The sequence below is a fragment of the Streptomyces lacaronensis genome, assembly GCF_047337785.1.
In the GTDB taxonomy this organism is placed as follows: domain Bacteria; phylum Actinomycetota; class Actinomycetes; order Streptomycetales; family Streptomycetaceae; genus Streptomyces; species Streptomyces lycopersici.
The window spans coordinates 7683817-7706881 of the sequence record NZ_JBLHDK010000003.1 but is presented as its reverse complement, the minus strand read 5'-3'; the positions used below and the strand labels follow the sequence as shown (position 1 = coordinate 7706881).

Below are 23065 nucleotides of genomic sequence, written 5' to 3'. Positions count from 1 at the left end.
TTCCGGCCGGGCCGGGAGTCTCTTCTGGTGACCGTCGTAGAACGCCGTACGACGCCGCCCGGTACGAGACACCACGGAGGACACCATGACGGCCACACCGGACGACCCGACCACCTCGCTGCCCGGCCGCCCGCCCGTGGTCGACCTGGCCACCTGGCAGGCCGCCCGTGACGAGCTGCTGGTCCGCGAGAAGGCCCACACCCGCGAGGGCGACGCCATCGCCGCGGCCCGCCGCCGACTGCCGATGGTGGAGTTCGACGGGACGGTCGAGGTCGTCGGACCCGACGGCCCGGTCCCGTTCCTGGACCTGTTCCAGGGCCGCGACGAGCTCGTGGTCTACAAGCACATGTGGTACGACGGCGCGCCGCACCAGGGGCAGTGCGAGGGCTGCACCACCACGGCCTGGCATCTCAGGGAAGCTGACTACCTCAACGCGCGCGGTGTCTCGTTCGCCGTCCTCACCACGGGCCGCTGGGACGAGGTGGCCTCCTACGTCGAGTTCATGGGCTACACCCAGCCCTGGTACTCGGTGCGCGGCGTGGACGGGCCGGCCGGCGGCGACATGGGTTACCTCACCTGCTATCTGCGTGACGGCGACCGCGTGTTCCTCACCTACTCCACGACGGGCCGCGGCAACGAGCGGGTCAACGGGTCCCTCGGCCTCCTCGACATGACGCCCTACGGCCGCGGCGAGGCATGGGAGGACAACCCCGAGGGCCGTCCCGAGGGGCGCGTCCCGTGCTGGTCCTGGCGCTCGGACGCGGACGGGAACGCCACCTGGGGCCCGACCAGCCGCCCCGTGCCGCAGTGGACCCGCCCCGGCGCGACCCCCGTGGAGACTCTCGGCCGCCACGGCCACCACCACTGACGCGTGCCGCGGACATGACTGAGGCGCCAGGGTCGAAGGGAAGACCTCTGGCGCCCTACTCGCGGCCGAAACCGCTTAGTCGTGACGTAGAGCCTCAACGATCGCTGCCCAGACGGCTCGCGCCACTAGGGATACCGCGAAGCGCTCCACGAGACCGCCGCGCCACCTTTTTTCTTTTGTGACGGACGACCTGAAGAAGCCGACCACCATCACCACCTCCAAGGGGGTTCAACCCACCGCCCTCTGCGGCAGGCCCGTCCCTCCCCTTCGGGGTGTTTCAGGCCGACCCATGGGTGCCCGCGCCACGGCCTCCGAGGACCGCGCGCAGGCCCCGGTCGTGCGTGACCGCGATGGGGCCGTCGGTGTCGGTTCGCAGTACGGCGGCGCCCTGGGCGCGCAGCGAGGCGATGGTGCGGGGCGAGGGATGGCCGTAGGGGTTGTCGGCGCCGCACGAGATCAGGGCAAGGCGGGGACTGAGGCGTCGGAGCAGCTGTGGGTCCTGGTAGGCCGAGCCATGGTGGGCGACCTTGAGAACGTCGATCTCGGGCAGGGCGGGGTGCGTCGCCAGCAGGGCCTGCTGGGCGGGGGGCTCGAGGTCGCCCAGGAGGAGCAGGGTCAGGCCCGCCGTGCGGACGAGGAGGGTGACGCTCGCGTCGTTCGGGCCCTCGGTCGCGGCCGGGCCGGGTGGCTGGCCAGGGGACTGGCCGGGGGACTGGCCGGGGGGCTGGGCGGGCCATAGGACCTGCCAGGACAGCGGGCCGAAGCGTCGTCGCTCCCCTGGCCGCGCCGGGATGACCGGGATATGCGCCGACCGGGCCTTGCGGTGTACGAACTCGGCCTGGCCCGGTGGTTCTTCCAGGGCGGTCGCCTCGATCGCACCGACCGCGCGGCCGCGTAACGCACCGCTCAGCCCGGCCACATGGTCGGCATGGAAGTGGGTCAGGATCAGGAGCGGGATCCGGACGACGCCCAGGGAGCGCAGGCAGTGGTCGACGGCTCGTGGCTCGGGGCCGGTGTCCACGACGACGGCCGTGCCGGGGCCCGCGGCCAGGACCAGGGCGTCACCTTGTCCGACATCGCACGCCACCATCCGCCAACCGGGCGGTGGCCAGCCGGTGATGACCCGGGCCAGGGGTGCCGGGCGTATGACGGCCAGCAGCACCAGCAGTGCGCATACGGCGCACAGCAGGCGGTGGCGCAGCAGTCGGCGGCCCGCGAAGAGCACGGCCAGAGTCACGGCGGCGAGCAGGAGCGCGCCGGTCCAGCCGTCCGGCCAGTCCGCCTCGGCTCCGGGCAGCGCCGCGCCGGTCCGGGCCACCTGGGCGATCCACTCGGCGGGCCAGCCCGCCGGCCAGGCGATCCACTGGGCGAGCGGCGGTGCGACGGCGGCTGCCGCGAGCGCGGCGAAGCCGAGGGCGGTGGCGGGGGCTACCGCCACCTCGGCGATGAGGTTGCAGGGGATCGCCACCAGGCTCACTCGCGCGGCCATCATCACGACGACCGGTGCGCAGACCGCCTGGGCTGCGCCGGCGGCCGCCAGCGCCTCGGCCACCCGGGGCGGTACGCCACGGCGCTGGAGGGCCGCGCTCCATCCCGGAGCGATGGTGAGCAGGGCGCCCGTGGCCAGAACGGAGAGCAGGAAGCCGTAGCTCCGGGCCAGCCAGGGGTCGTAGAGCACGAGCGCGAGGACGGCGGCGGCCAGGGCCGGGAGCAGGGAGCGGCGGCGGCCGGTGCCGAGGGCGAGCAGGGTGATCAGCCCGCAGGCGGCGGCGCGCAGCACACTGGGCTCGGGTCTGCAGACGATGACGAAGGCGAGCGTGAGCCCGCCGCCGAGGAGGGCGGTGGTGCGCAGCCGGATGCCGAGCGCGCCCGCGAGACCGCGCCGCTCGGCCCGCCCGGCCAGCTGCGGCGGGCCCGTGAGCAGTGCGAGGACCAGCGTCAGATTGCTGCCGGAGACGGCCATGAGGTGCAGCATGTCCGTGGCCCGGAACGCCTCGTCCAGCTCGGGTGGCACCCGTGAGGTGTCCCCCACGACCAGCGCGGGGAGCAGCGCCCGCGCGTCCGGGGAGAGTCCGTCGGTCGCGGTGCGCAGCCCGGCGCGCAGCCGCCCGGCAAACCGCTGGACCGCGCTGGGCGGGCCCGTGGCCCTCGGGGGCCCGCCGCTTACGCGCACTACGGCCGCGATACGGTCCCCGCCGCGCAACGGCGGCGCCAGCCGGCCGTGGACGCGCAGACGCGTGGACGGCAGCAGCCCGAGCCAGGCCGTCCGCTCCTTTCCGGACCTGGGGTGGACCGTGAGCAGGACGGGCGCGCGGGTGGCGGTCATGGTGCCGCCGGGGCCGGTGACCTGGCGGGCCTCTGCTTCCAGGACCACGGACGCGGGCGCGAGCGCCGCGCCCCGCACCCGTGGCCGAGTGAGCCGTGGGTCCCCCGTGACGGTCACCTCGGCTGTGACCTCCGCGTACTCCCGGGCGAGTGCGGGGACGGGGCCGCGATGTACGTCCGCCCCGTGCAGCCCGGCGACCGCCCCGGCAGCGGCCCCGCACAACAGCGATGCGGCGACCGCTCCTGCCATACGGCGCCCACGCCAGGCGGCAGCGCGTGGTGGTGAAGTGGCTTGCCGCCCCGGCAGGTTGGGGTCTTCCGGGAGCGGTGCCGGCGAGGACGCGTCCGGTCCGTGGCGGGGGCGGGGTGGGCCGTGGCGTCGGCCGCCCGGTGCCGGGGCTCGTCGGCGGGTCCGGAGGAGCAGGGCCGCCGCTAGGAGGGTGGCTGCCGCGCAGGCGAGGGCGACCGCCAGGGGCGGTGCGTCCAGGGCCAGTGCCGCGGCTGCCCAGGCGGCCAGGGCCGGGGGTACCAGGCGGAGGTCGGGTGGGCCTTCCTGTCGTGGGTGCGACGCACCGCGTGGGGACGCGGCCGCGGCATGGACCGGGGCGCGGGTGCGCGGGGTCTGCGCGGACGTCATGGCTGGACCAGCGGGCGCAGGTCGGCGAACCGGCGCTCGCCGATGCCGTTCACCTCGCGGAGTTCATCGATGGAGCGGAAACCTCCGTGCTGGGTGCGGTAGTCGATGATGTGCCGGGCCAGGACGGGGCCCACTCCCGGCAGGGTGTCGAGCTGTTCGGCGGTCGCGGAGTTCAGGCTGATGGAGCCACCGGGTGCCCCCGGCCCGGCCGGTGCGTTGGGTGCGTTGGGCCCGTTGAGTGCGCTTGGCCCGTTGGGTGCGTTGGGTGCGTTGGGTGGGTTCGAGCCACCGGGTGCCGCGCCCGGCGCCGGTGGTCCGGCCGCGGGGGCGCCGACCACGATCTGTTCCCCGTCCACCAGCGGGCGGGCGCGGTTCAGCCCGCTCAGGTCGGCGCCCGGCCGTACCCCGCCCGCCGCTTCCAGCGCGTCGGCGACCCTGGACCCGGGCGGCAACTCGCGCAGGCCGGGGCGGCGGACCTTGCCCGTCACATCCACCACGACCTTCCGGCCGCCGCCGGACGAGGTGAGCTGCCCGCCCGGCGTCGGGCCGGTTTCTGAGGGCGCGGCGCGCGGGGGCTCCGGGTCCGGGGCGCGCACGGTCTGGGGACGGCCGGTCCAGAAGTAGTAGGCCGCGAAGGCCACCGCGGTGAGCAGGGCGACCGCCAGGGCGACGACCGTCTTCAGCTCCATGCCGCAGCGCAGCTGAAGCCACACCGGCAGCCGCTCGCGCAGGGCCAGCCCGGCCCGGTCGCGTCGGCGCAGCGGAGCGTTCTCGGACCCGTTCTCGCACGAGTCCACGGAGGCGTTCTCGGACGCGTTCTCAGGCCCCTCCTCGTGCCAGCCCTCGTGCCCGTCCTCGGGCGGCTCCCCGTTCCGTACCTCCTCCACGGCCACAGCCGACCCCACGACGCCCTTCGGTCCGTCCCTGCTGCCCAGAGCCATGGGCCCGACCGCCACCGGGGATGCCCGAGGCGCCGACGAGGCCGTGGCGAAGAGCGCCGCAGCGCGGCTCGCGTGTGAGGATGCGGCAGGGTGCGTCTGGCGGTGGGCGCTGCGGTGGCGGCTTCCGGCGCCGACCAGGCCCGTGCCGGACGGCGGGTGTGGGCGGCGGCCCGCCCCGCCGTCGCGATGGCGGCCCCGCCCCGGGCCCGTGACTACCGTGCGTGATCGTGACCTCATGCCTCCTGACGGTAGGCACATGGAGCCGATCGCGCTGGTTCGCATCAATTTCCGGGGACAACCCCCGCGTTGTGGACAACTCCGTCACCCCGCCGAGTGAAGAGCCACCCCCGCCCTCCGCTATCGCGGAGAGACCACCGCCCCCAGCAGCCCCGGCCCGGTATGCGCCCCGATCACCGCGCCAACCTCGCTCACATACAGCTCCGCCAGCCCCGGCACCCGCTCCCGCAGCCGCTCCGCGAGCGCCGCCGCCCGTTCGCCCGCCGCCAGATGCTGCACCGCGATGTCCACCGGGCTCCGGCCGGCCCGCTCCACCACGATCTCCTCGAGCCGGGCGATCGCCTTCGAGGCGGTGCGGACCTTCTCCCGCAGCTCGATCCGCCCCTCGTCGAGCTGGAGCAGCGGTTTGACCGCGAGCGCCGAGCCGAGGAGGGCCTGGGCCGCGCCGATGCGGCCGCCGCGCCGCAGGTAGTCGAGGGTGTCGACGTAGAAGTAGGCGGCCGTGCCGTCGGCCCGCTTCTCCGCCGCCGCCACGGCCTCGTCCAGCGTGCCGCCGCCCTCCGCCGTCCCGGCCGCCGCCAGCGCGCAGAAGCCGAGCGCCATCGCGACCATTCCGCTGTCCACCACCCGCACCGGAACGGGCGCGTCCTGCGCCGCGAGCACCGCCGCGTCGTAGGTGCCGGAGAACTCGGCCGACAGATGCAGGGAGACGATCCCCGTCGCGCCCTCCTCGGCGGCGGCCCGATAGGCGGCCGCGAACATCTCCGGGCTGGGCCGGGACGTCGTCACCGGCTTCCGCTTCTGCAACGCCTGCGCGAGGGACCGGGCCGAGATCTCGGTGCCCTCCTCCAGGGCCCGGTCTCCGAGCACCACCGTCAGCGGCACGGCGGTGATGCGGTGCCGCTCCATCGCATCCTGCGGCAAGTACGCCGTGGAATCGGTCACGATCGCGACATGGCGGGACATGACTGGGAGGTTATCCGGGGATGGCGCCTGCCGACAGCGCGACCCCACCGGATGATCAATTGCCTTGCCGATCATGCCCTGTTCAGACGTGACTCAGATCCTGTTCTCAGACCGGGTTCGTTCAGGGGTTCCCGGGCTCCGGGGTTCCGGGTTCCGGGGTTCCGGGTTCCGGGGTTCCGGGTTCCGGGGTCTCAGGCCGTGTTCTCGGGACGGGGGGACTGCTGCCAGGGCTTCTGCCACACCTGGGGCTCCGTATTCGGCCTCGCCCCGAGCGACGGCCGGGGCGGCTCCGGCTCCTGCCCCGACTCGGGCCCCGAGCGCACCCTCGCCTCGGACCCAGGTCGTGAACCCGCCTCGGGCGCCGTCAACGGCTCGTCGGGCTCCACCGCCGTCCAGTGCCGCAGCGCCCCCGCCTCCATCTCGATCTCGCGGCCCAGCGAGTCCAGATCGTCGTGCGCCATCCGATGTGTCCGCTCCTGCACCGCCCAGCGCAGCGAGTCGGCCGAATGGGTGATCCGCTGCGTACGCTCCCGCATCTCGGGCAGCAGGGCGGCGAGCCTGGCCCTGTCGGGCTCCTGCTCCAGCCGCTTCAGATCCGCTTCCAGGTCCAGCGCATGGGTGCTCAGCCGCTGGAACAGGCCCAACGACTCCGACAGGGAGCGGTCTTGCGGGGCGGCCGCCTGCAGCGCCTGACCGGTGGCGCGCATCGAGCCGCGCAGGGAGAGCCGCAGCTGGGCGAGCTCACCGGCCGCCCCAGGCTGGGCGAGCTGCCGGGCCCGGAGTCTGGTCTCCTCCACCGTGACACGGGCCTGGTGAACCGTACGGTCGATACCGCGCTTCGCCGCCCTGACCCCGCGGACGACCCCATAGACCCCCGCCAGCATGATCAGGACGAAAAGCGTCAACAGGATCCAGATGGCTTCCATGTGCGCTCCTTGGGGCGGCGGTCACGGCACGGTGGCGGTCGTCCTCTCAGCGTAAACGCGCCGAGCGGGCCAGAGGTTCCTGACGAACCCCCAACCCGCCCACATATGAGAAGCCGATCAGGCCGGAACGATGTTCACCAGCTTCGGCGCGCGCACGATGACCTTACGGATACCGGCGCCGTTCAGCGCCGCCACCACCGCCGGGTTCCCCACCGCCAGCGCCTCCAGCTCCTCGTCCGAGACCGAGGGCGCGACCTCCAGCCGGGCCTTGACCTTGCCCTTGACCTGCACCACACAGGTGACGGTCTCGTCCACGACGTACTCCGGATCGGCGACCGGGAAGGACTCGTGGACGACCGACCCGGAGTGGCCCAGCCGACGCCACAGCTCCTCCGCGACATGCGGGGCCAGCGGCGAGATCAGCAGCACCAGGCCCTCGGCCACCGAGCGGGGCACCTCGCGCACCTTGGTGACGTGGTTGTTCAGCTCCGTGATCTTGGCGATGGCGGTGTTGAAGCGCAGGCCCTCCATGTCCTGCCGAACGCCGTCGATCGCCTTGTGCAGGGCGCGCAGCGTCGCCTCGTCGGGCTCGGTGTCGACGACGGTGACCTCTCCGGTGCCCTCGTCGACGACATTGCGCCACAGCCGCTGCAGCAGCCGGTACTGACCGACGACCGCGCGGGTGTCCCAGGGCCGCGAGACGTCCAGCGGGCCCATGGCCATCTCGTACAGCCGCAGCGTGTCGGCCCCGTACTCGGCGCAGATCTCGTCCGGCGTGACGGCGTTCTTCAGGGACTTGCCCATCTTGCCCAGCAGCCGGGTGACCTTCTCGCCGTTGTACCAGTAGGCGCCGTCCCGCTCCTCGACCTCGGCGGCCGGGACGGCGATACCGCGGCTGTCCCGGTAGACATACGCCTGGATCATGCCCTGGTTGTACAGCTTGTGGAACGGCTCGACCGAGGAGACATGCCCCAGGTCGAACAGCACCTTGGACCAGAACCGGGCGTACAGCAGATGCAGCACCGCGTGCTCGGCGCCGCCCACATACAGGTCGACACCGCCGTGCGGCTGCCCCTCGCGCGGCCCCATCCAGTAGCGCTCGGCCTCGGGGTCGACCAGCCGCTCGCTGTTGTGCGGGTCCAGGTAGCGCAGCTCGTACCAGCAGGAGCCGGCCCAGTTGGGCATGGTGTTGGTCTCGCGGCGGAACGGCCGCGGCCCGCGCCCGTCGCCCAGGTCCAGCACCACGTTGACCCACTCCTCGTTCCGGGACAGCGGGGTCTCCGGGGAGGTGTCGGAGTCGTCCGGGTCAAAGGTGCGCGGCGAGTAGTCCTCGACCTCGGGCAGCTCCAGGGGCAGCATCGACTCGGGCAGGGGGTGGGCCACGCCCTCCTCGTCGTAGACGATCGGGAAGGGCTCGCCCCAGTAGCGCTGACGGCTGAACAGCCAGTCACGCAGCCGGTAGTTGACGGTGCCCTCGCCGATGGACCGGGACTCCAGCCACTCGGTGATCCGGGCCTTGGCCTCGGTCACACCCAGGCCGTCCAGGGAGATGCCGTCACCCACCGAGTTGACGATCTTGGCATCGTACGAGCCGAACGCGTCGTCCCAGGTGGAGGGGTCGGTGCCGCGATCGTCCGAGGGCTCGACGACGCAGCGCATGGGCAGCTCGAAGGCTCGGGCGAAGGCGAAGTCACGGCCGTCGTGCGCCGGAACGGCCATGATCGCGCCGGTTCCGTAGCCCATCAGGACGTAGTCGGCGATGAAGACCGGCACCCGCTCACCGCTGACCGGGTTGACGGCGTACGCGCCGGTGAAGACGCCGGTCTTCTCCTTGGCCTCGGCCTGCCGCTCGACGTCGGACTTGGCCGCGGCCTGCTTGCGGTAGGCGTCGACGGCCTGGGCCGGGGTGGCGTGTCCGCCGGTCCAGACGTCGTGGGTGCCCGCGGGCCAGGCGTCCGGGACGATCTCGTCCACCAGGCGGTGCTCGGGTGCCAGGACCATGTAGGTGGCGCCGAACAGGGTGTCCTGGCGGGTGGTGAAGATCGTGATCCTGGCATCGGGGTTCTCGGCCACCGGGAAGTCGACCCGGGCGCCCTCGCTGCGGCCGATCCAGTTGCGCTGCTGCAGCTTGATGGCCTCGGGCCAGTCCAGCTCGTCCAGGTCGTCCAGCAGCCGGTCGGCGTAGGCGGTGATGCGCATGTTCCACTGGCGCAGCTTGGCCTTGAAGACCGGGAAGTTGCCGCGCTCGGAGCGGCCGTCCGCGGTGACCTCCTCGTTGGCCAGCACGGTGCCCAGGCCGGGGCACCAGTTGACGGGCGCGTCCGAGGCGTAGGCCAGGCGGTAGTCGCCCAGGATGTCGGCGCGCTCGGACTCGGTCAGCTCGGCCCAGGGGCGGCCGTCGGGGGTGGGGCGCTCACCGGAGGCGAACCGCTGGACCAGGGTGTCGATGGGGCGCGCCGTCTTCGCTTCCGGGTCGTACCAGGAGTTGAAGATCTGCAGGAAGATCCACTGGGTCCACTTGTAGTAGTCCGGGTCGATCGTGGCGAACGAGCGGCGCTGGTCGTGGCCCAGGCCCAGCCGGCGCAGCTGCCGCCGCATGTTCTCGATGTTGGCCTCGGTGCTGACCCGCGGATGGGTGCCGGTCTGCACCGCGTACTGCTCGGCGGGCAGGCCGAAGGCGTCGAAGCCCAGGGTGTGCAGGACGTTGTGGCCCGTCATGCGGTGGTAGCGGGCGTACACATCGGTGGCGATGTAGCCCAGCGGATGGCCCACGTGCAGCCCCGCACCCGAGGGGTACGGGAACATGTCCATGACGAACTTCTTGGGCCGGGCGGCGGCCTCGGCGTCGCCGGCCAGGTCGCCGCTCGGGTTGGGCGCCTCATACGTGCCGTGCGCGTCCCAGAAGTCCTGCCAGCGGGCTTCGACGTCGGCGGCCAGGGCGGCCGTGTAGCGGTGCGGCGCGGCCACCTCGGCCGCGGCATTGGTCTCGCTCATGGTCCTCAAAGCTCCATCGGTCGTCTCTGCCTGCGGCAACGCAGCGGATCCCTGCTTCCGAAACAAAAAGACCCCTCGCACAGGAGGGGACGCCGCGCTGATGCCGACCGGAGCTACTCGGTCGGTACTGATCAGCGCGGCCCGCTAAGCAGAAGGCGTACGGCACGCATGCGGCCAGGTTACCGCAGGGCGCAGACCGGCCGCACGGAGGTGGTGACCCTCGTCACGCGAAACGAAAGGCGAGCCGCCCTTACGGACGACCCGCCTCTTTGATGTGGAGCTAAGGAGAATTGAACTCCTGACCTCCTGCATGCCATGCAGGCGCTCTACCAACTGAGCTATAGCCCCAGGTCTCGCTCCGCCCGGTTTCCCTGGCGGCGACGCCTACATTACACGGACGCCCCGGCCTTCCGCCAAATCGATTAGCCGGAGGCCGGAGCAGATCTCCGTTACGCCGTCGCGAACGAATAGAAACGCTTCAGCGTGCAGTGCTCATCGAGGAGCCGGCCGTAGATCGGCTCCCCTTCCAGCTCGCGGTAGGTCTCGATGGGATCGCCCCTGATGATCAGCGCCCGTGCGCACTCCGCACACCAGTACTGGTAGTCGGAGTTGAGCGGCTCCATGTCGCGGACGATCGGTGTACCGGTGCCGCACCAGTCGCACTTCCGGCTGTGGGCTCCCATCTCACTCAGCTCCAGCTATGGCCGCAGGCCGTACACACGTAGGAAACACCGCCGTTGTCACCGAGGACCTGTGCCACGTGTCCGGAGCCGCAGGACGGGCACACGATGCCCGCTCGTGCCCTGCGGGACGGGTCCTCGATCGCATCGAGGATGCTGGTCCGCATCCCACCTGCCCTCCCCATCGGACGTGTCGGCCCCATCCCCCTCCGGCCGTCCGATTCTGCCACGGGACGACGCGCAGGTCAGCGGAGATGCCCCACTCGTCTCACCAGACTCATCAGCGCTCCGCACAGCGCGGCCCCGGCCAAGGCGACGCAGGTCACCCACAGGGCGTCCGCGGAGGCATCCGCACTGGGCACCGTATCGTCCGCGGCGCCCAGGAACACCGCCCCGAAGACCGCGACGCCGGTGAGCAGGCCGAGTTGAGCCGCTGTCACCAGCACCCCGCTGGCGTCCGCCGCGTCCTGCTGCCTTACGGTCGCCAACGTCCGCGTGAGCAGGGGGCTGTAGGCCAGCGAGAGCCCCGCGCCGGAAGCCGTAAGGGCGACGAGGAGCCATGGGCCGCCGTCCGTGCCGTCGCGCAGGGCCAGACCCGTCCCGGCGAACGAGACGGCCGCCAGCAGGAATCCGCCCGGGACGGTGGCGGCGTGCCAGCGGGCGGGCAGCCGCTGCCAGTTGAGGCCCACGACGCCGAACGCGACCGCCGTGGGGACGAACGTCAGCCCCGCCCGCAGCGGGCTGTAGCCGAGCCCGCCCTGCACATGGAGGGTCAGGGCGAACAGGAACCCCGCGTTGGCCGCCATCCCCAGTGCGATACGGATCACCGCGAGCGGTATCCCCGGCGCCCGCGCCACCCTGGGGGAGATCAGCGGCGCCCCGCCGCGCCGGGCCAGCCGGGTCTCGTACGCGGCGAAGAGCGCCACCAGGACCGCGCTCAGCCCGAGCGTGATCCAGCACCACAGCGGCCAGCCCCGCTCCTGCCCGAGCACGAGCGGCACCGTGAACAGCAGCACGGCGGCCGCGAGCAGCACCAGACCGGGCAGGTCCAGGCCGCTCCGGCGGACGGCCGCGCCCTCCCCGCGAGGGCGCGGCGTGTCGGCCGGGCGCGGGGCCTCGGCGGGACGCGGCGGATCGGCGGGACGCGGCGGATCGGCCGGGTCGTGCAGCAGCCTCGGGCCAATGGCCAGCAGCGCGAGCCCGATCGGCACGTTGACCAGGAAGACCGGGCGCCAGCCGGAGCCGAGCAGATCGGCCTCGACCAGCAGTCCGCCCAGGATCTGCCCGCCGGCGGCGCCTGAGGCCAGCACCGCGGAGTACGCGCCCAGCGCCCGTGCCCGCGAACCGCCCGTGAACGTCCGCTGGATCAGGCTCAGCACCTGCGGCAGCATCAGCGCGGCACCCGCGCCCTGGACGAACCGGAAGGCGATCAGCTGCCCGGTGGTGGCGGCGAGCCCGCAGGCCAGCGAGGCGCCGGTGAAGACCGCGAGCCCGGTCAGGAACATCCGCCGGTGGCCGATCAGGGCGCCCAGCCGCGCGCCGGTGATCAGCAGCACGGCGTAGGAGACGGTGTAGCCCGCGATGACAAGTTGCAGCCCGGCGCCGGAGGCGTGCAGATCGGCGCGCACGGTCGGGGCGGCGATATTGACGATGAAGACGTCGAGGACGGCCATGAGCTGGCCGGTGAGGACGATCGCGAGCAGCCAGCCGGGGCGCGGAGGGCGCCGGGAGGCAGGGCGCCGCGCGGCCCGGTGGTCGGCGGCCGAGCTGCCATTGACCCGGTTGTCAGTGGTCTCGCCTTTACTGGATCCACCGAGGTCCCCCGTCGGAGGAAGGGTGGTCGGGGTGGTGTGTCTCATGGGTCGAGCCTGCGGCCGGGCGGATACCGGTAACGAGAGCCCGCCGATGCTGGTAGTGGCAGCACCTGGCAGCCGCCCGCCGCCCCCGGGAGCATGGGACCGTACGGCTCGACGGGGGAACCGTACGGCTCGACGGGGGACCGCCCGTGCGGCCCGACGGCACGGGGGATGGGGAGAGCGACGATGACCGCGAACACTCGGCGCAGAAGGCCCGAGCTGGCCGCCTTCCTGCGCAGCCGCCGTGCCCGGGTGACCCCCGCCGACGTGGGCATGGCGCCCGGTCTGCGGCGGCGCACCCCGGGGCTGCGCCGCGAGGAGGTCGCCCAGCTCTCCGGCGTCGGCGTGACCTGGTACACCTGGCTGGAGCAGGGCCGCCCGATCAACGCCAGCGTGCAGGTGCTGGACGCGGTCGCGCGCACCCTGCGGCTGGACCAGACCGAGCGCGAGCACCTCTACCACCTGGCCGAGGTGCCGTATGTGCCCGGCCGCGAGCGCGATCCACGCAGCGTGAGCCCGGAGGTGCAGGGCATCATCGACGCGCTCGACCCGCTCCCGGCGGTGGTTTACAACGCCCGCTACGACGTCCTGGCCGCCAATGCCGCGTACGGCGGCCTGTTCCCGGAGATGCTGCTCTCCGCCGCCTCCGAGCGGAACGCCCTGTGGCAGCTGTTCGTGGCCCGCCGCTGCTGCGCCCCCTATGTGAACCTCGACGAGGAGCTGCCGCTCCTGGTGGCCACGCTGCGCGGCGGGTACGGACGCCATGTGGGCGAGCCCGCCTGGGAGGACTTCATAGCCCGGCTGCTGGAGGCCAGTGACGACTTCGCCCGGCTGTGGCAGAGCGGGGACGTGGCCCCGCCGGGCTCCCGGATCAAGGTGGTGCGGCACGCCTCAGTCGGCGAGATCCGGCTGACCTCGACCTCGATGCAGGTCAGCGGGGTGCCGGAGACCCGGATCGTGGTCTACACGCCCTGTGACGAGGAGAGCCGTGACCATGTGCGGCGGGTGCGCCTCCTTCACGACCCGCTGATCGGCTGCACGATGCACGCCAAGCCGCTCTCCGTACTGCTGGAGGAGAGAGCCACGGCGGAGACCCGGGCCGGAAGCGGTACGGAAAGCAGCGGTCCCGCCTCCCTGTGAGGGAGACGGGACCCTGGTCCTGTGGAGCTAAGGAGAATTGAACTCCTGACCTCCTGCATGCCATGCAGGCGCTCTACCAACTGAGCTATAGCCCCGCTCTTCTCCGCGCCGGAGCGCTTCGAACGAGAAGGAGCATAGCCGGTGACCTGCCGGGAAAGGAAATCCGCTCAGTCGTCGTCGCCGAGCACCGGCTCGGGCAGCGACCCGGCGTTGTGCTCCAGCAGCCGCCAGCCCCGCGCGCCTTCGCCCAGAACGGACCAGCAGCAGTTGGACAGGCCGCCCAGCGCCTCCCAGGTGCGGGGCTCCAGGCCGAGCAGCCGGCCGATGGTGGTGCGGATCGTGCCGCCGTGGCTGACCACCACGAGCGTGCCGTCGTCCGGCAGCTTGTCGGCGCTCTCGAGCACCACCGGCGCCGCCCGGTCGGCGACCTCGGTCTCCAGCTCACCGCCGCCGCGCCGGATCGGCTCCCCGCGCTTCCACGCCGCGTACTCCTCGCCGAAGCGTCCGATGATCTCCTCGTGGGTCAGCCCCTGCCACTTGCCCGCGTAGGTCTCCCGCAGGCCCGCGTCATGTGCGATCGACAGACCCGTGACGGCGGACAGCTCGGCGGCCGTGGCCGCCGCCCGCTTCAGATCGGAGGCGATGATCGCGTCCGGCTTCAGGGCGGCCAGCAGCCGGGCCGCGCGGTGCGCCTGCGCGAGACCGGTGTCGGTCAGCTCGATGTCCAGGGAGCCCTGGAAGCGGCGTTCTATGTTCCAGGCCGTCTGGCCGTGGCGCCACAGGACGATGCGGCGGCCACGGGCGCCTTGGGTGCCGTTCAGCTCAGCTCACCGCCCGCGCCGCCGTCCGGGCCCTGCGCCTGCGCGTACTCCTGCGCCTTGCCGCGGGTGGCCTCGGCGTCGGCCGGGAGCTCCAGCTGCGGGCAGTCCTTCCAGAGCCGCTCCAGGGCGTAGAACACCCGCTCCTCGCTGTGCTGGACGTGCACCACGATGTCCACGTAGTCCAGCAGCACCCAGCGGGCCTCGCGGTCGCCCTCGCGGCGCACCGGCTTGGCGCCCAGGTCCTTGTTCAGCCGCTCCTCGATCTCGTCGACGATCGACTTGACCTGGCGGTCGTTGGGCGCCGAGGCCAGCAGGAAGGCGTCGGTGATGGAGAGCACATCGCTGACGTCGTACGCGATGATGTCGTGCGCGAGCTTGTCGGCGGCCGCCTGGGCGGCGGCGTTGATGAGCTCGAGGGAGCGGTCCGTGGCGGTCACAGGCAAGGCTTTCGGTCGGTGGTACCTCGAAGATCTGGCTCCCCCCAGGGTCTCACGCCCCACCGTCACGCCGGGCGGCCGCGGTCCGGGCCGCCCGGCCCGTCCCGGCCGCCTCAGCCCGTGGCGTCGTAGTCCGGGCCGAGGAGGACCGTGATGTCCGCGTTGGCCGCGCCCTTGCCCTTCCGCACCACCGACTCCGGCAGCCCGAGCGTCTTGGCGACTTCCTTGGCCTGGCCCGCCTGGGCGTTGTCCGCGTAGGTCACCCGCGAGGCCGACTGCGCATCGCCGCCCTCTGTGGCCGTGACGACCGTAAAGCCGCCGTTGACCAGCGCCACCCGCGCGGCGCTCGACGCGTCCTTGGGGCCTCCGGCGTTGGTCACGCTGACCCGGGGTGCGGTGCTCTTGTCGGAGTTCTTGACCGTGCCGCCCAGGATGTCCTTGACCACATGGTCGGTCGCCTGGCTGCTGAGCGTCCCGTCCGGCTGGACCGGCAGCATCGCGGTGTCGTACGCACCGCTCTTGGCCTGTCCGGCCAGCTTCGCCAGCGACGCGCCCAGTTGCTGCTCGGACAGCGACGGGTCGGGGATCTGAGCCAGCGACTCCACGGTGCTGGTGGCGCCCTTCGCATCGCTGGAGAGCTTCTTCAGGGCCGCGTGCATGACCTGCCCGAACCGCGCGAGCTGCTTGGACTGTGCCTCACCGGGCGCGCGGTAGGTGGCGTACGCCACGGCCGCCTGGCCGCTCACGATCTGGTCCTTGCCCCGCTCGACCAGGGGGTCCTCGCCCTTCTGGGGGCTGGGGACGGTCGCGTCGGTGTCGAGGCTGATCCCGCCGACCAGCTCTACGAGGTTCTCGAGATAGGGCGTGTCCAGCCGCCAGGTGCCCTGGATCTTCGACCCCAGCAGGGTGCTCAGCGAGTCCCGGGTGGAGTCCGAGCCCTCGTCGGTCACGGACTTGCCGAGCGTGGTGGAGGCGCCGTCCTCGGTGGAGACGGCCAGCGAGTTCGGCAGCAGGACGGTGGTGCCCTTCTTGGTGGTCTCGTTGTCCACCAGCAGGGCCGTGGAGGTGCGGCCGCCCTTGGTCTCGCGCAGATGGACGACGATCACATCGCGCTTCTGCGGACCGCCCGCGGCCGCCTGGTCCTGGCCGTCGTCGGACAGCCCCGGGAGCTTGCCCGCGTACCAGAGGTAACCGACCCCGCCCGCCGCGGCGAGGACCAGGACCACGACGAGCGCGATGAGCCGGTTGCGGCCCTTACGACGGCGTTCGTCACGCCGCTCGGAGCGGGTCTCGGCGAACTTCAGCCAGTCGATGACGTCGTCGGATTCCTCGTCCTGCTCCTCGACGAAGGAGAACTGCTCGGTGTGGTACTCCTGCTGATCGGCACCCCCGGGACGCTTCCGCTCCGCGGACCGGGGCCCGGTGGAACGGGGCTCCCCGGCCTGAGGCGGCTCGGACCCGGGACGCAGCTGCTCCGGGCTCAGCTCCTCGTAGGGGTTCGGCTCCGGGCCGGGCTCCTCGCGCTGCGGGGGGACGGTCGGGGCGGCTGCCGCCTGCGGGTAGCCGTAGCCGTAGCCCTGCGGTGGCTGTTGTTGGTACTGCTGCTGTTGCTGCTGCTGGGCGTACGGGTCGTAGTTCTGCGTCTGGGACTGCTGCTGGGGCTGCTGGTGCTGGTAATGCTGCGGCTGGCCGTAAGGGTCGTACCCGTACCCGTCGTGTTGCTGCTGTTGCCGCTGTTGCTCCCCGTACTGCGCCTGCTGCTGCGCGTACGGGTCGTAACTCTGCTGCTGTTCCGCCTGCGGCTGGTAAACCGGACGCCCATAGGCGTCATAGCCGTAGATCTGCGGCTCCTGGCCATACGGGTCCTGTGCGTACGGGTCGTACGGATCCTGCCGGTCGTTCACCGGTACCCCTTCAGCAGTCGTGCCGGTACAGCTCGCGCTTGTCGATGTAGCGCACCACGCCGTCCGGCACCAGGTACCAGACGGGGTCGCCATGAGCGACCCGCGCCCGGCAGTCCGATGACGAGATCGCCAGAGCCGGGACCTCCACCAGCGACACCCCGCCCTCCGGCAGCCCCGGGTCGGCCAGTATGTGCCCGGGTCTGGTCACCCCGATGAAGTGGGCCAGCGAGAAGAGCTCTTCGGCGTCGCGCCAGGTGAGGATCTGGTTGAGTGCGTCGGCCCCGGTGATGAAGAACAGATCGGCGTCACCGTTGAGCGCGCGCAGTTCCCGGAGCGTGTCGGTGGTGTAGGTGGGCCCGCCGCGGTCGATGTCGATACGGCTGACCGAGAACTGCGGGTTCGAGGCGGTCGCGATGACCGTCATCAGGTAGCGGTCCTCGGCCGGGGAGACCTTCTTGTGACTCTTCTGCCAGGGCTGCCCGGTCGGCACGAACACCACCTCGTCGAGGTGGAACTGCGAGGCCACCTCACTCGCCGCGACCAGGTGGCCGTGGTGGATCGGGTCGAACGTCCCGCCCATCACACCCAGTCGCCGCTTGCCGGACCCTTTCTGCTCTTCCATGCGTGCAGACCCTACTGGGCCCGGCCCGGAGCCGGGGCCCATAGGGGCAATCGCCCAGGTCAGCGGTCCCGGTTGAAGCGCGTGGTGATCCACAGCAGCAGGAAGAGGATCACCAGGGCCGCACCGCCGGTCATGAAGGGGCTGATGCTCGGGTGGGTATCGGTGTGCTCACCGCCCTCGGACGCGAGCGTGGTCAGGGCGGCATGTGCGGTGCTGAAAGCGGTCATCGCGGCAGTACCTATCCGGGTCTAGGCGTCACAACACGTCGGCCACATCGTATGCGAGGCGGTTTTCGGTCCCGATGTCCGTCCTGCCGGTGGCAGCCCCGCTCGTATCAGTCCTGCTTGTAACCGCTCAGTCCTGCCTGCTTGTACCGCTCAGTCCTGCTTGTAACCGCGCAGCAGGAACCAGGCGAGCAGGGCGGCGCCCACCACGCCGACCACGATGACGATGCGCAGCAGCGCTCCCGGGCCGTCGTTGCTGTGGGAGGTGGCGGCGAGGGCTTCGGTGAGGCCAGTCATTTCGGGCATGTCTCCACGCTAACCCCCAGGCGCTCAGGGCCTAGGCTGGGGGCCGCCGGACGAGGAGCCCGGACCGGGCTCCCCGTCGAGCGGGCAATCAACGAGGGGGCGACATGAGCGACAGCCACGAGACCGGTGGTGGAAACGGGACAGGAGACGCCCGGGAGCATGTGCCCGGCCGGGAGCGGCGGCGGTTCCCCGGGATCTCCTCACGGGCGTACGAACATCCGGCGGACCGCTCCGCGCTGGTCGCGCTGCGCAAGCTGACCGGCTTCGACACCGTCTTCAAGGCGATGAGCGGTCTGCTGCCCGAGCGGAGTCTGCGGCTGCTCTACCTCTCCGACTCGGTGCGGGTCAGCGAGCGGCAGTTCACCCATCTCCACGACATGCTGCGGGACGCCTGCTACATCCTGGACCTGGAGCGGGTCCCGGCCATGTACGTCACCCAGAACCCGCAGCCGACCGCGATGTGCATCGGCATGGACGCGCCGATCATCGTGGTCTCCACCGGTCTGGTCGAGCTGCTCGACGAGGAGGAGATGCGGGCGGTCATCGGCCATGAGGTGGGCCATGCGCTGTCGGGGCACTCGGTCTACCGGACGATACTGCTCTTCCTCACCAGCCTCGCCATGAAGGTCGCCTGGATTCCGCTCGGCAATGTGGCGGTGTTGGCGCTGGTCACGGCGCTCCGCGAGTGGTTCCGGAAGTCGGAGCTCTCGGCGGACCGGGCGGGGCTGCTGGTCGGGCAGGATCTGCGGGCCTCGATGCGCGGGCTGATGAAGCTCGCGGGCGGCCATCACCTCCATGAGATGAACGTGGACGCCTTCCTGGAGCAGGCGGAGGAGTACGAGTCGAGCGGCGATCTGCGGGACTCCGTCCTCAAGATCATGAACATGCTGCCGCGCAGCCATCCGTTCACCACCGTGCGCGCCGCCGAGCTCAAGAAGTGGGCCGCGACCCGCGACTACCAGCGGCTCATGGACGGCCACTACCCGCGCCGCGGCGAGGACCGGGACACCTCGGTCAGCGACTCGTTCCGGGAGTCCGCGAGCCACTACGCGGAGTCGGTCCGGAACAGCAAGGACCCGCTGTTCGCCTTCGTCAGGGACGTGGCGGGCGGCGCCGGGGACCTGGGCAGCAAGCTGCGCGACCGGTTCACCGGCGGCGCGGGCAAGCACGGTGAGACCGCGGAGGAGGGCACGCCGCCCCGGGAGGAGCGCCGTGACGAACCCCGGGGCGGGGCTCAGGACACGACCGGGGACCAGCGCCCCGGAGACGGGCCGGAGGAGCGACCGGGGAACGACGGGCCCGGGGACACCCCGCCACAGCGCTGAGACGGCCCCTGGCGGCCCTCAGGACCGCCCGTCGACGGCGGGCTGGGTCCCGGGGGCCATGACGCCGCACAGCGACACCGTGGTCCGGCCCGTGGTGTACGGGTCGGTGCCCGTCGGGGCGTCGCCCTTGGCGCTCTGACCGGCGAGCATCGGCCGCAGATAGCCGGAGGCGTTCGCGGCGCAGGCCTGCGGGCCCGCCAGCGCGGTGCTCTGCACCAGCTCCAGATGGTGGTCGCGCAGATCGTCCCGGTCGAAGCGGAACCGTGTCTCACGGCGCACGGTGAACAGCGAGGCATGGTCCGGTCCGCGCTCATGGGCCGGCTGGAGCGCGTAGACGAAGACATGGTCGGCGGCGACCTCCAGGGTCGCGGCGCTGCGCTCGATGACCGTAAGGGTGCCGCGGACCCGCACCGGGGTGTCGGCCAGGGTCACCTCGGCCGGGTTGAAGCGGTTCAGCCAGCCGGTGGCCGCATGCCGTCCGTCGTCGACCGGGTGCTGGAAGCTCTGGTCGAACTGGGTCTGCTGGGCGGGATCCAGCAGCATCCTTACGGACTGCACCGGGCCGCCGGTGAGCACACCCGGGTCGATGGCGGACTTGACCAGGTAGTCCTTGGCGGTGGTGAGCGCCGTCATCACCTGGCTCTCGGAGAAGCTCTGGGTGCGGCGGGCACCGGGCACGGTGACCCCTTGGGCGCCGGTGCGGAACTCGGCGGCCGGGCTGTTGCGGAACAGCCGGTCCGGCGGCCCTCCGGGCACCTCCCCACGCGGCGCGAGCGGCACCACGCTGCTGTGCAGTGGCTCCACGGTCTGCGGCTGCGGCGTCTGGTACGGGTGGCGCACCCCCATGTAGACGGCCGCCGCGAAGGCGACGGCGATCAGCAGGACGAGCGCGACGGCCTGGCGCGACGCCCCGGCCCTGGCCCAGGCGTGCCGGCTGCGCACCGCCTGTGCGTGCTCGCCCATGCGCTCGTCGGCGGAGAACTCCTGGAGCCGGGCAGCACGGACGAACGACTCGTCGAACACGACGGAGCGGTACTCGTCCTCACCACCTCCCGGGACGCCCTCGGGTGTCCCCTCGGGAGGGTCTCCACGCCCGGTCATATCTCAAGAGTAGGTCGCCAGGGGCGACGGTAAACGCGGTGGTACTCCACAACTTGGGAGGCGAGTGCGGAGGAAACGCCCCATACGCCGCGACGTGCTAGCGAGGTGCGAGGGCGTCACCGCGACGGCGGTACGGCGGAGGCGGTCGAACCCTTGGCCCCGGTCGGCTCCGGGGCCGACTCCGACGCCGAGGGCTCCAGGCGCGGCTGCCCCGAGGGCGAGCCGTCGACACCGCTGGTGGCGGGTGGCGGGGCGGGGTCCTGGCGGTTGCCCGAGGCACCCCGGTAGACCGCCGTGAAGGCCAGGGCGACCACTCCGATGCCCATCAGGACGGCCAGCAGCCAGGCCACCGGGCGGTGCCAGCGGGCATGGCCGCGGTAGGGGCGCCCCGCGCTGCCGTAGCGCCCATAAGGGCCGTAGTCGTCGTCCCCGTCCCGACCGGGACCGAAGCGCCCGGCGGGGTCGTTCGCGCCGTAGAAGTCGGCCTCCGCCCCGTACCCGTCCTCGAAGAGCTCGTCCTCGGGCGCGACACCGGCCCTGCGGCGCCGGGACGCCTCGGCCTCGGCACGGGCCTCGGCGGCGGCCAGCATCCGCTCGATGGCGGTGGGCTCATGGATCGGGGCCGACCGTACGAAGTCCTCGTCGAAGACCACGGCGGCGAACTCGTCGTTCGTCTCGCCGTGGCTGCGGTCGTCGGGCTCGTCGCCGTCCGGGAACGGCTTGCCCCCCACGTCGTCCGGCACCCATTCAGAGTAGACCGGACGGGTCAATTTGGGCAGGGTGAAATGGTATTCGGGGGAAGATCCACCCCAGCGGCGCCGGAAATCGACCATCCCCCGAACGGGTGAGTCAGCGGGTGTGGCCGTCGCCGGTGACGATGTACTTCGTCGAGGTCAGCTCGGGCAGCGCCATGGGCCCCCGGGCGTGCAGCTTCTGGGTGGAGATGCCGATCTCGGCGCCGAAGCCGAACTGCCCGCCGTCGGTGAACCGCGTGGAGGCGTTCACGGCGACGGTGGTGGAGTCCACGAGCTGGGTGAAGCGGCGGGCGGCCTGCTGGGACGTCGTGACGATGGCCTCGGTGTGCCCGGAGGACCACAGGCGGATGTGGCTCACCGCGGCCTCCAGGGAGTCCACGACGCCCGCCGCGATGTCGTACGACAGGTACTCGGTCTCCCAGTCGTCGACCACCGCCGGGACCATCGTGGCCTTGGAGCCCTCCGCGAACGCCATGACCCGCTCGTCCGCGTGGACCGTGACCCCGGCCTCGGCCAGCGCGTCCAGGGCGCGGGGCAGGAACCGGGGGGCGATGTCCTGGTGCACCAGCAGCGTCTCCGCCGCGTTGCACACGCTCGGCCGCTGGGCCTTGGAGTTCACCAGGATCTCGACCGCCATGTCGAGGTCGGCGTCGGCGTCCACGTACACATGGCAGTTGCCGGTGCCGGTCTCGATGACCGGGACCGTGGACTCCTCGACGACCGTACGGATGAGGGACGCGCCGCCACGCGGGATCAGCACGTCCACCAGGCCGCGGGCGCGCATCAGCTCACGCACCGACTCCCGGCTCTCGCCCGGCACCAGCTGCACCGCGTCCGCGGGCAGCCCCGCCCCGCCGACGGCGTCGCGCAACACCTTCACCAGCGCGGCGTTGGAGTGGGACGCCGACGAGGAGCCACGCAGCAGCACCGCGTTGCCCGACTTCAGGCAGAGCGCCGCGGCGTCCACCGTCACATTCGGCCGCGCCTCGTAGATGATGCCGACGACGCCGAGCGGAACGCGCACCTGGCGCAGGTCGATCCCGTTGGGCAGCGTGGAGCCGCGCACCACCTCGCCGACCGGGTCGGGCAGCGCGATCACGTCGCGGACATCGGAGGCGATGGCCCGCACCCGCTCGGGGGTGAGCGTCAGCCGGTCCACGATGGCGTCGCTGGTGCCGGCCTCGCGGGCCCGCTCCACATCGGTCGCGTTGGCCTCCACGATCTCCTTGGTGCGCACCTCCAGGGCGTCGGCCATCGCGAGCAGCGCGTCGTCCTTGACGGCGCGCGGCAGTGGCGCGAGATCGGCGGCCGCGACCTGGGCCCGGTAGGCGGTCTGAAGGACCGGGGACTTCGGCCAGGGGTCGGTGAGCGGCGACGTGGGTGCGCTGGTCATGCCCGAAGCGTACTGAGCCGGGAGCGGAGATCCACGCACTATTCCGCAGTTCGAGATGGCATTCTCACATCTCGGCGTCGCACATCCGTCCTCAGAACGGATGCACGCCCACCGGGGAGGCCGGTGGCGGCCCGTATCCCTCCGCGACCCGTTGGTGATACGTATCACGGTCGATGACCTCGAGCCCCACGATCTCCCAGGGCGGCAGCTTGGCCGAGGCCCGGTGCTCGCCCCACAGCCGCAGCGCGACCGCCGCGGCGTCATGCAGATCACGGGCCTCTTCCCAGTAGCGGATCTCGGCGTGATCGTTGGCGTAGCGGCTGGTCAGCAGGAACGGATGGTCATGGGCCAGCTGCTCGAGCGCCCTGCGGACCTCCGGCAGCGGTGCCTCGCTCCCCGAGACACTGAGGGTGATGTGCCACAGCCGGGACGCCTCGCCCCGTCCGGCATCGTGCGCCACGGCGTCGCCGGACCCGGCGTCGCCCGCTCCGACACTGGTCAGGGTGCGCTCCGCCGCCCCTCTGGGCGACGCCCCCGGGCGCCCTCGTCTCACCGACGGCCTCCTGTAACTCGCTGCTCCGCTCACGCGCGGGCGGAGCATCTCATG

Annotated in this window: 21 protein-coding genes and 2 tRNA genes; 4 read left to right on the top strand and 19 right to left on the bottom strand. The window is 72.0% G+C overall.

Annotated elements, in window-relative coordinates:
- Window positions 1-85 precede the first annotated feature (85 nt).
- Window positions 86-868: a DUF899 domain-containing protein gene (locus ACMTAK_RS32925; RefSeq protein WP_413809522.1), complete on the top strand. Its 783-nt coding sequence runs from the start codon at window positions 86-88 to the stop codon at window positions 866-868.
- A 277-nt stretch (window positions 869-1145) separates the two neighbouring features.
- Here the strand turns inward: ACMTAK_RS32925 and ACMTAK_RS32920 are convergent, their stop codons facing one another.
- Together ACMTAK_RS32920 and ACMTAK_RS32915 are read right to left on the bottom strand one after the other, a co-directional pair.
- Window positions 1146-3830 (bottom strand): ComEC/Rec2 family competence protein, encoded by a 2685-nt coding sequence (locus ACMTAK_RS32920; protein WP_413809521.1) that lies wholly within the window; start codon window positions 3828-3830, stop codon window positions 1146-1148.
- Entirely contained in the window at window positions 3827-4771 is a 945-nt protein-coding gene (locus tag ACMTAK_RS32915; RefSeq protein WP_413809520.1) for a helix-hairpin-helix domain-containing protein, read from the bottom strand. The genes ACMTAK_RS32920 and ACMTAK_RS32915 overlap by 4 nt, the downstream gene beginning before the upstream one ends.
- 90 nt (window positions 4772-4861) lie before the next feature.
- Between ACMTAK_RS32915 and ACMTAK_RS32910 the strand changes: the two genes are divergently transcribed.
- The gene (locus ACMTAK_RS32910) at window positions 4862-4996 is read left to right on the top strand and encodes a hypothetical protein (protein ID WP_413809519.1); all 135 of its coding nucleotides are present in this window, start codon (window positions 4862-4864) and stop codon (window positions 4994-4996) included.
- A gap of 132 nt (window positions 4997-5128) precedes the next feature.
- Here the strand turns inward: ACMTAK_RS32910 and ACMTAK_RS32905 are convergent, their stop codons facing one another.
- The 6 genes from ACMTAK_RS32905 to ACMTAK_RS32880 all read right to left on the bottom strand — a co-directional run bounded on the left by ACMTAK_RS32905 (window position 5129) and on the right by ACMTAK_RS32880 (window position 12433).
- On the bottom strand, window positions 5129-5974 hold the full coding sequence (locus tag ACMTAK_RS32905) for a DegV family protein (RefSeq protein ID WP_413101220.1): 846 nt from the start codon (window positions 5972-5974) through the stop codon (window positions 5129-5131).
- A gap of 191 nt (window positions 5975-6165) precedes the next feature.
- On the bottom strand, window positions 6166-6900 hold the full coding sequence (locus ACMTAK_RS32900; protein WP_413809518.1) for a hypothetical protein: 735 nt from the start codon (window positions 6898-6900) through the stop codon (window positions 6166-6168).
- Window positions 6901-7017: 117 nt separating this feature from the next.
- Entirely contained in the window at window positions 7018-9894 is a 2877-nt protein-coding gene (gene leuS, locus ACMTAK_RS32895; RefSeq protein ID WP_413809517.1) for a leucine--tRNA ligase, read from the bottom strand.
- 275 nt (window positions 9895-10169) lie between these two features.
- Window positions 10170-10242, bottom strand: a tRNA-Ala gene (locus ACMTAK_RS32890).
- Window positions 10243-10343: 101 nt separating this feature from the next.
- A complete protein-coding gene (locus ACMTAK_RS32885; RefSeq protein ID WP_030835565.1) occupies window positions 10344-10577 on the bottom strand; it encodes a hypothetical protein in 234 nt (77 codons plus the stop codon).
- A gap of 242 nt (window positions 10578-10819) precedes the next feature.
- Entirely contained in the window at window positions 10820-12433 is a 1614-nt protein-coding gene (locus ACMTAK_RS32880; RefSeq protein WP_413809516.1) for an MFS transporter, read from the bottom strand.
- A 183-nt stretch (window positions 12434-12616) separates the two neighbouring features.
- Here ACMTAK_RS32880 and ACMTAK_RS32875 point away from each other — a divergent pair, with 183 nt between their 5' ends.
- Complete coding sequence (locus ACMTAK_RS32875; protein WP_413809515.1) at window positions 12617-13570, top strand: helix-turn-helix transcriptional regulator; 954 nt, start codon at window positions 12617-12619, stop codon at window positions 13568-13570.
- A 22-nt stretch (window positions 13571-13592) separates the two neighbouring features.
- On the opposite strand, the gene ACMTAK_RS32870 is transcribed toward ACMTAK_RS32875, so the two are convergent.
- The 7 genes from ACMTAK_RS32870 to ACMTAK_RS32840 all read right to left on the bottom strand — a co-directional run bounded on the left by ACMTAK_RS32870 (window position 13593) and on the right by ACMTAK_RS32840 (window position 17884).
- A tRNA-Ala gene (locus ACMTAK_RS32870) sits at window positions 13593-13665 on the bottom strand.
- A 72-nt stretch (window positions 13666-13737) separates the two neighbouring features.
- A complete protein-coding gene (locus ACMTAK_RS32865; RefSeq protein ID WP_413813066.1) occupies window positions 13738-14391 on the bottom strand; it encodes a histidine phosphatase family protein in 654 nt (217 codons plus the stop codon).
- Complete coding sequence (rsfS, locus tag ACMTAK_RS32860; protein ID WP_020871362.1) at window positions 14388-14828, bottom strand: ribosome silencing factor; 441 nt, start codon at window positions 14826-14828, stop codon at window positions 14388-14390. Before rsfS ends, ACMTAK_RS32865 begins: the two co-directional genes overlap by 4 nt.
- A gap of 113 nt (window positions 14829-14941) precedes the next feature.
- Entirely contained in the window at window positions 14942-16732 is a 1791-nt protein-coding gene (locus ACMTAK_RS32855) for an LCP family protein (RefSeq protein ID WP_413809514.1), read from the bottom strand.
- Between the two features lie 10 nt (window positions 16733-16742).
- Window positions 16743-17354: a nicotinate-nucleotide adenylyltransferase gene (gene nadD, locus ACMTAK_RS32850; RefSeq protein ID WP_037945980.1), complete on the bottom strand. Its 612-nt coding sequence runs from the start codon at window positions 17352-17354 to the stop codon at window positions 16743-16745.
- Between the two features lie 59 nt (window positions 17355-17413).
- Window positions 17414-17581: a hypothetical protein gene (locus tag ACMTAK_RS32845; RefSeq protein ID WP_037945979.1), complete on the bottom strand. Its 168-nt coding sequence runs from the start codon at window positions 17579-17581 to the stop codon at window positions 17414-17416.
- Window positions 17582-17731: 150 nt separating this feature from the next.
- Entirely contained in the window at window positions 17732-17884 is a 153-nt protein-coding gene (locus ACMTAK_RS32840) for a hypothetical protein (RefSeq protein WP_044575378.1), read from the bottom strand.
- 104 nt (window positions 17885-17988) lie between these two features.
- Between ACMTAK_RS32840 and ACMTAK_RS32835 the strand changes: the two genes are divergently transcribed.
- A complete protein-coding gene (locus ACMTAK_RS32835; RefSeq protein WP_413809513.1) occupies window positions 17989-19209 on the top strand; it encodes a M48 family metallopeptidase in 1221 nt (406 codons plus the stop codon).
- Window positions 19210-19227: 18 nt separating this feature from the next.
- Here ACMTAK_RS32835 and ACMTAK_RS32830 read toward each other — a convergent pair whose 3' ends face one another.
- The 4 genes from ACMTAK_RS32830 to ACMTAK_RS32815 all read right to left on the bottom strand — a co-directional run bounded on the left by ACMTAK_RS32830 (window position 19228) and on the right by ACMTAK_RS32815 (window position 23011).
- A complete protein-coding gene (locus ACMTAK_RS32830) occupies window positions 19228-20310 on the bottom strand; it encodes an SCO2583 family membrane protein (RefSeq protein WP_413809512.1) in 1083 nt (360 codons plus the stop codon).
- Between the two features lie 116 nt (window positions 20311-20426).
- Window positions 20427-21053 carry an SCO2584 family spore wall biosynthesis protein gene (locus tag ACMTAK_RS32825; RefSeq protein ID WP_413809511.1) on the bottom strand — a complete coding sequence of 209 codons (627 nt, stop codon included), beginning with the start codon at window positions 21051-21053 and terminating at the stop codon, window positions 20427-20429.
- A 106-nt stretch (window positions 21054-21159) separates the two neighbouring features.
- Complete coding sequence (locus ACMTAK_RS32820; RefSeq protein WP_413809510.1) at window positions 21160-22458, bottom strand: glutamate-5-semialdehyde dehydrogenase; 1299 nt, start codon at window positions 22456-22458, stop codon at window positions 21160-21162.
- 91 nt (window positions 22459-22549) lie between these two features.
- Window positions 22550-23011: a hypothetical protein gene (locus tag ACMTAK_RS32815; protein WP_063893219.1), complete on the bottom strand. Its 462-nt coding sequence runs from the start codon at window positions 23009-23011 to the stop codon at window positions 22550-22552.
- Between the last annotated feature and the right edge of the window lie 54 nt (window positions 23012-23065).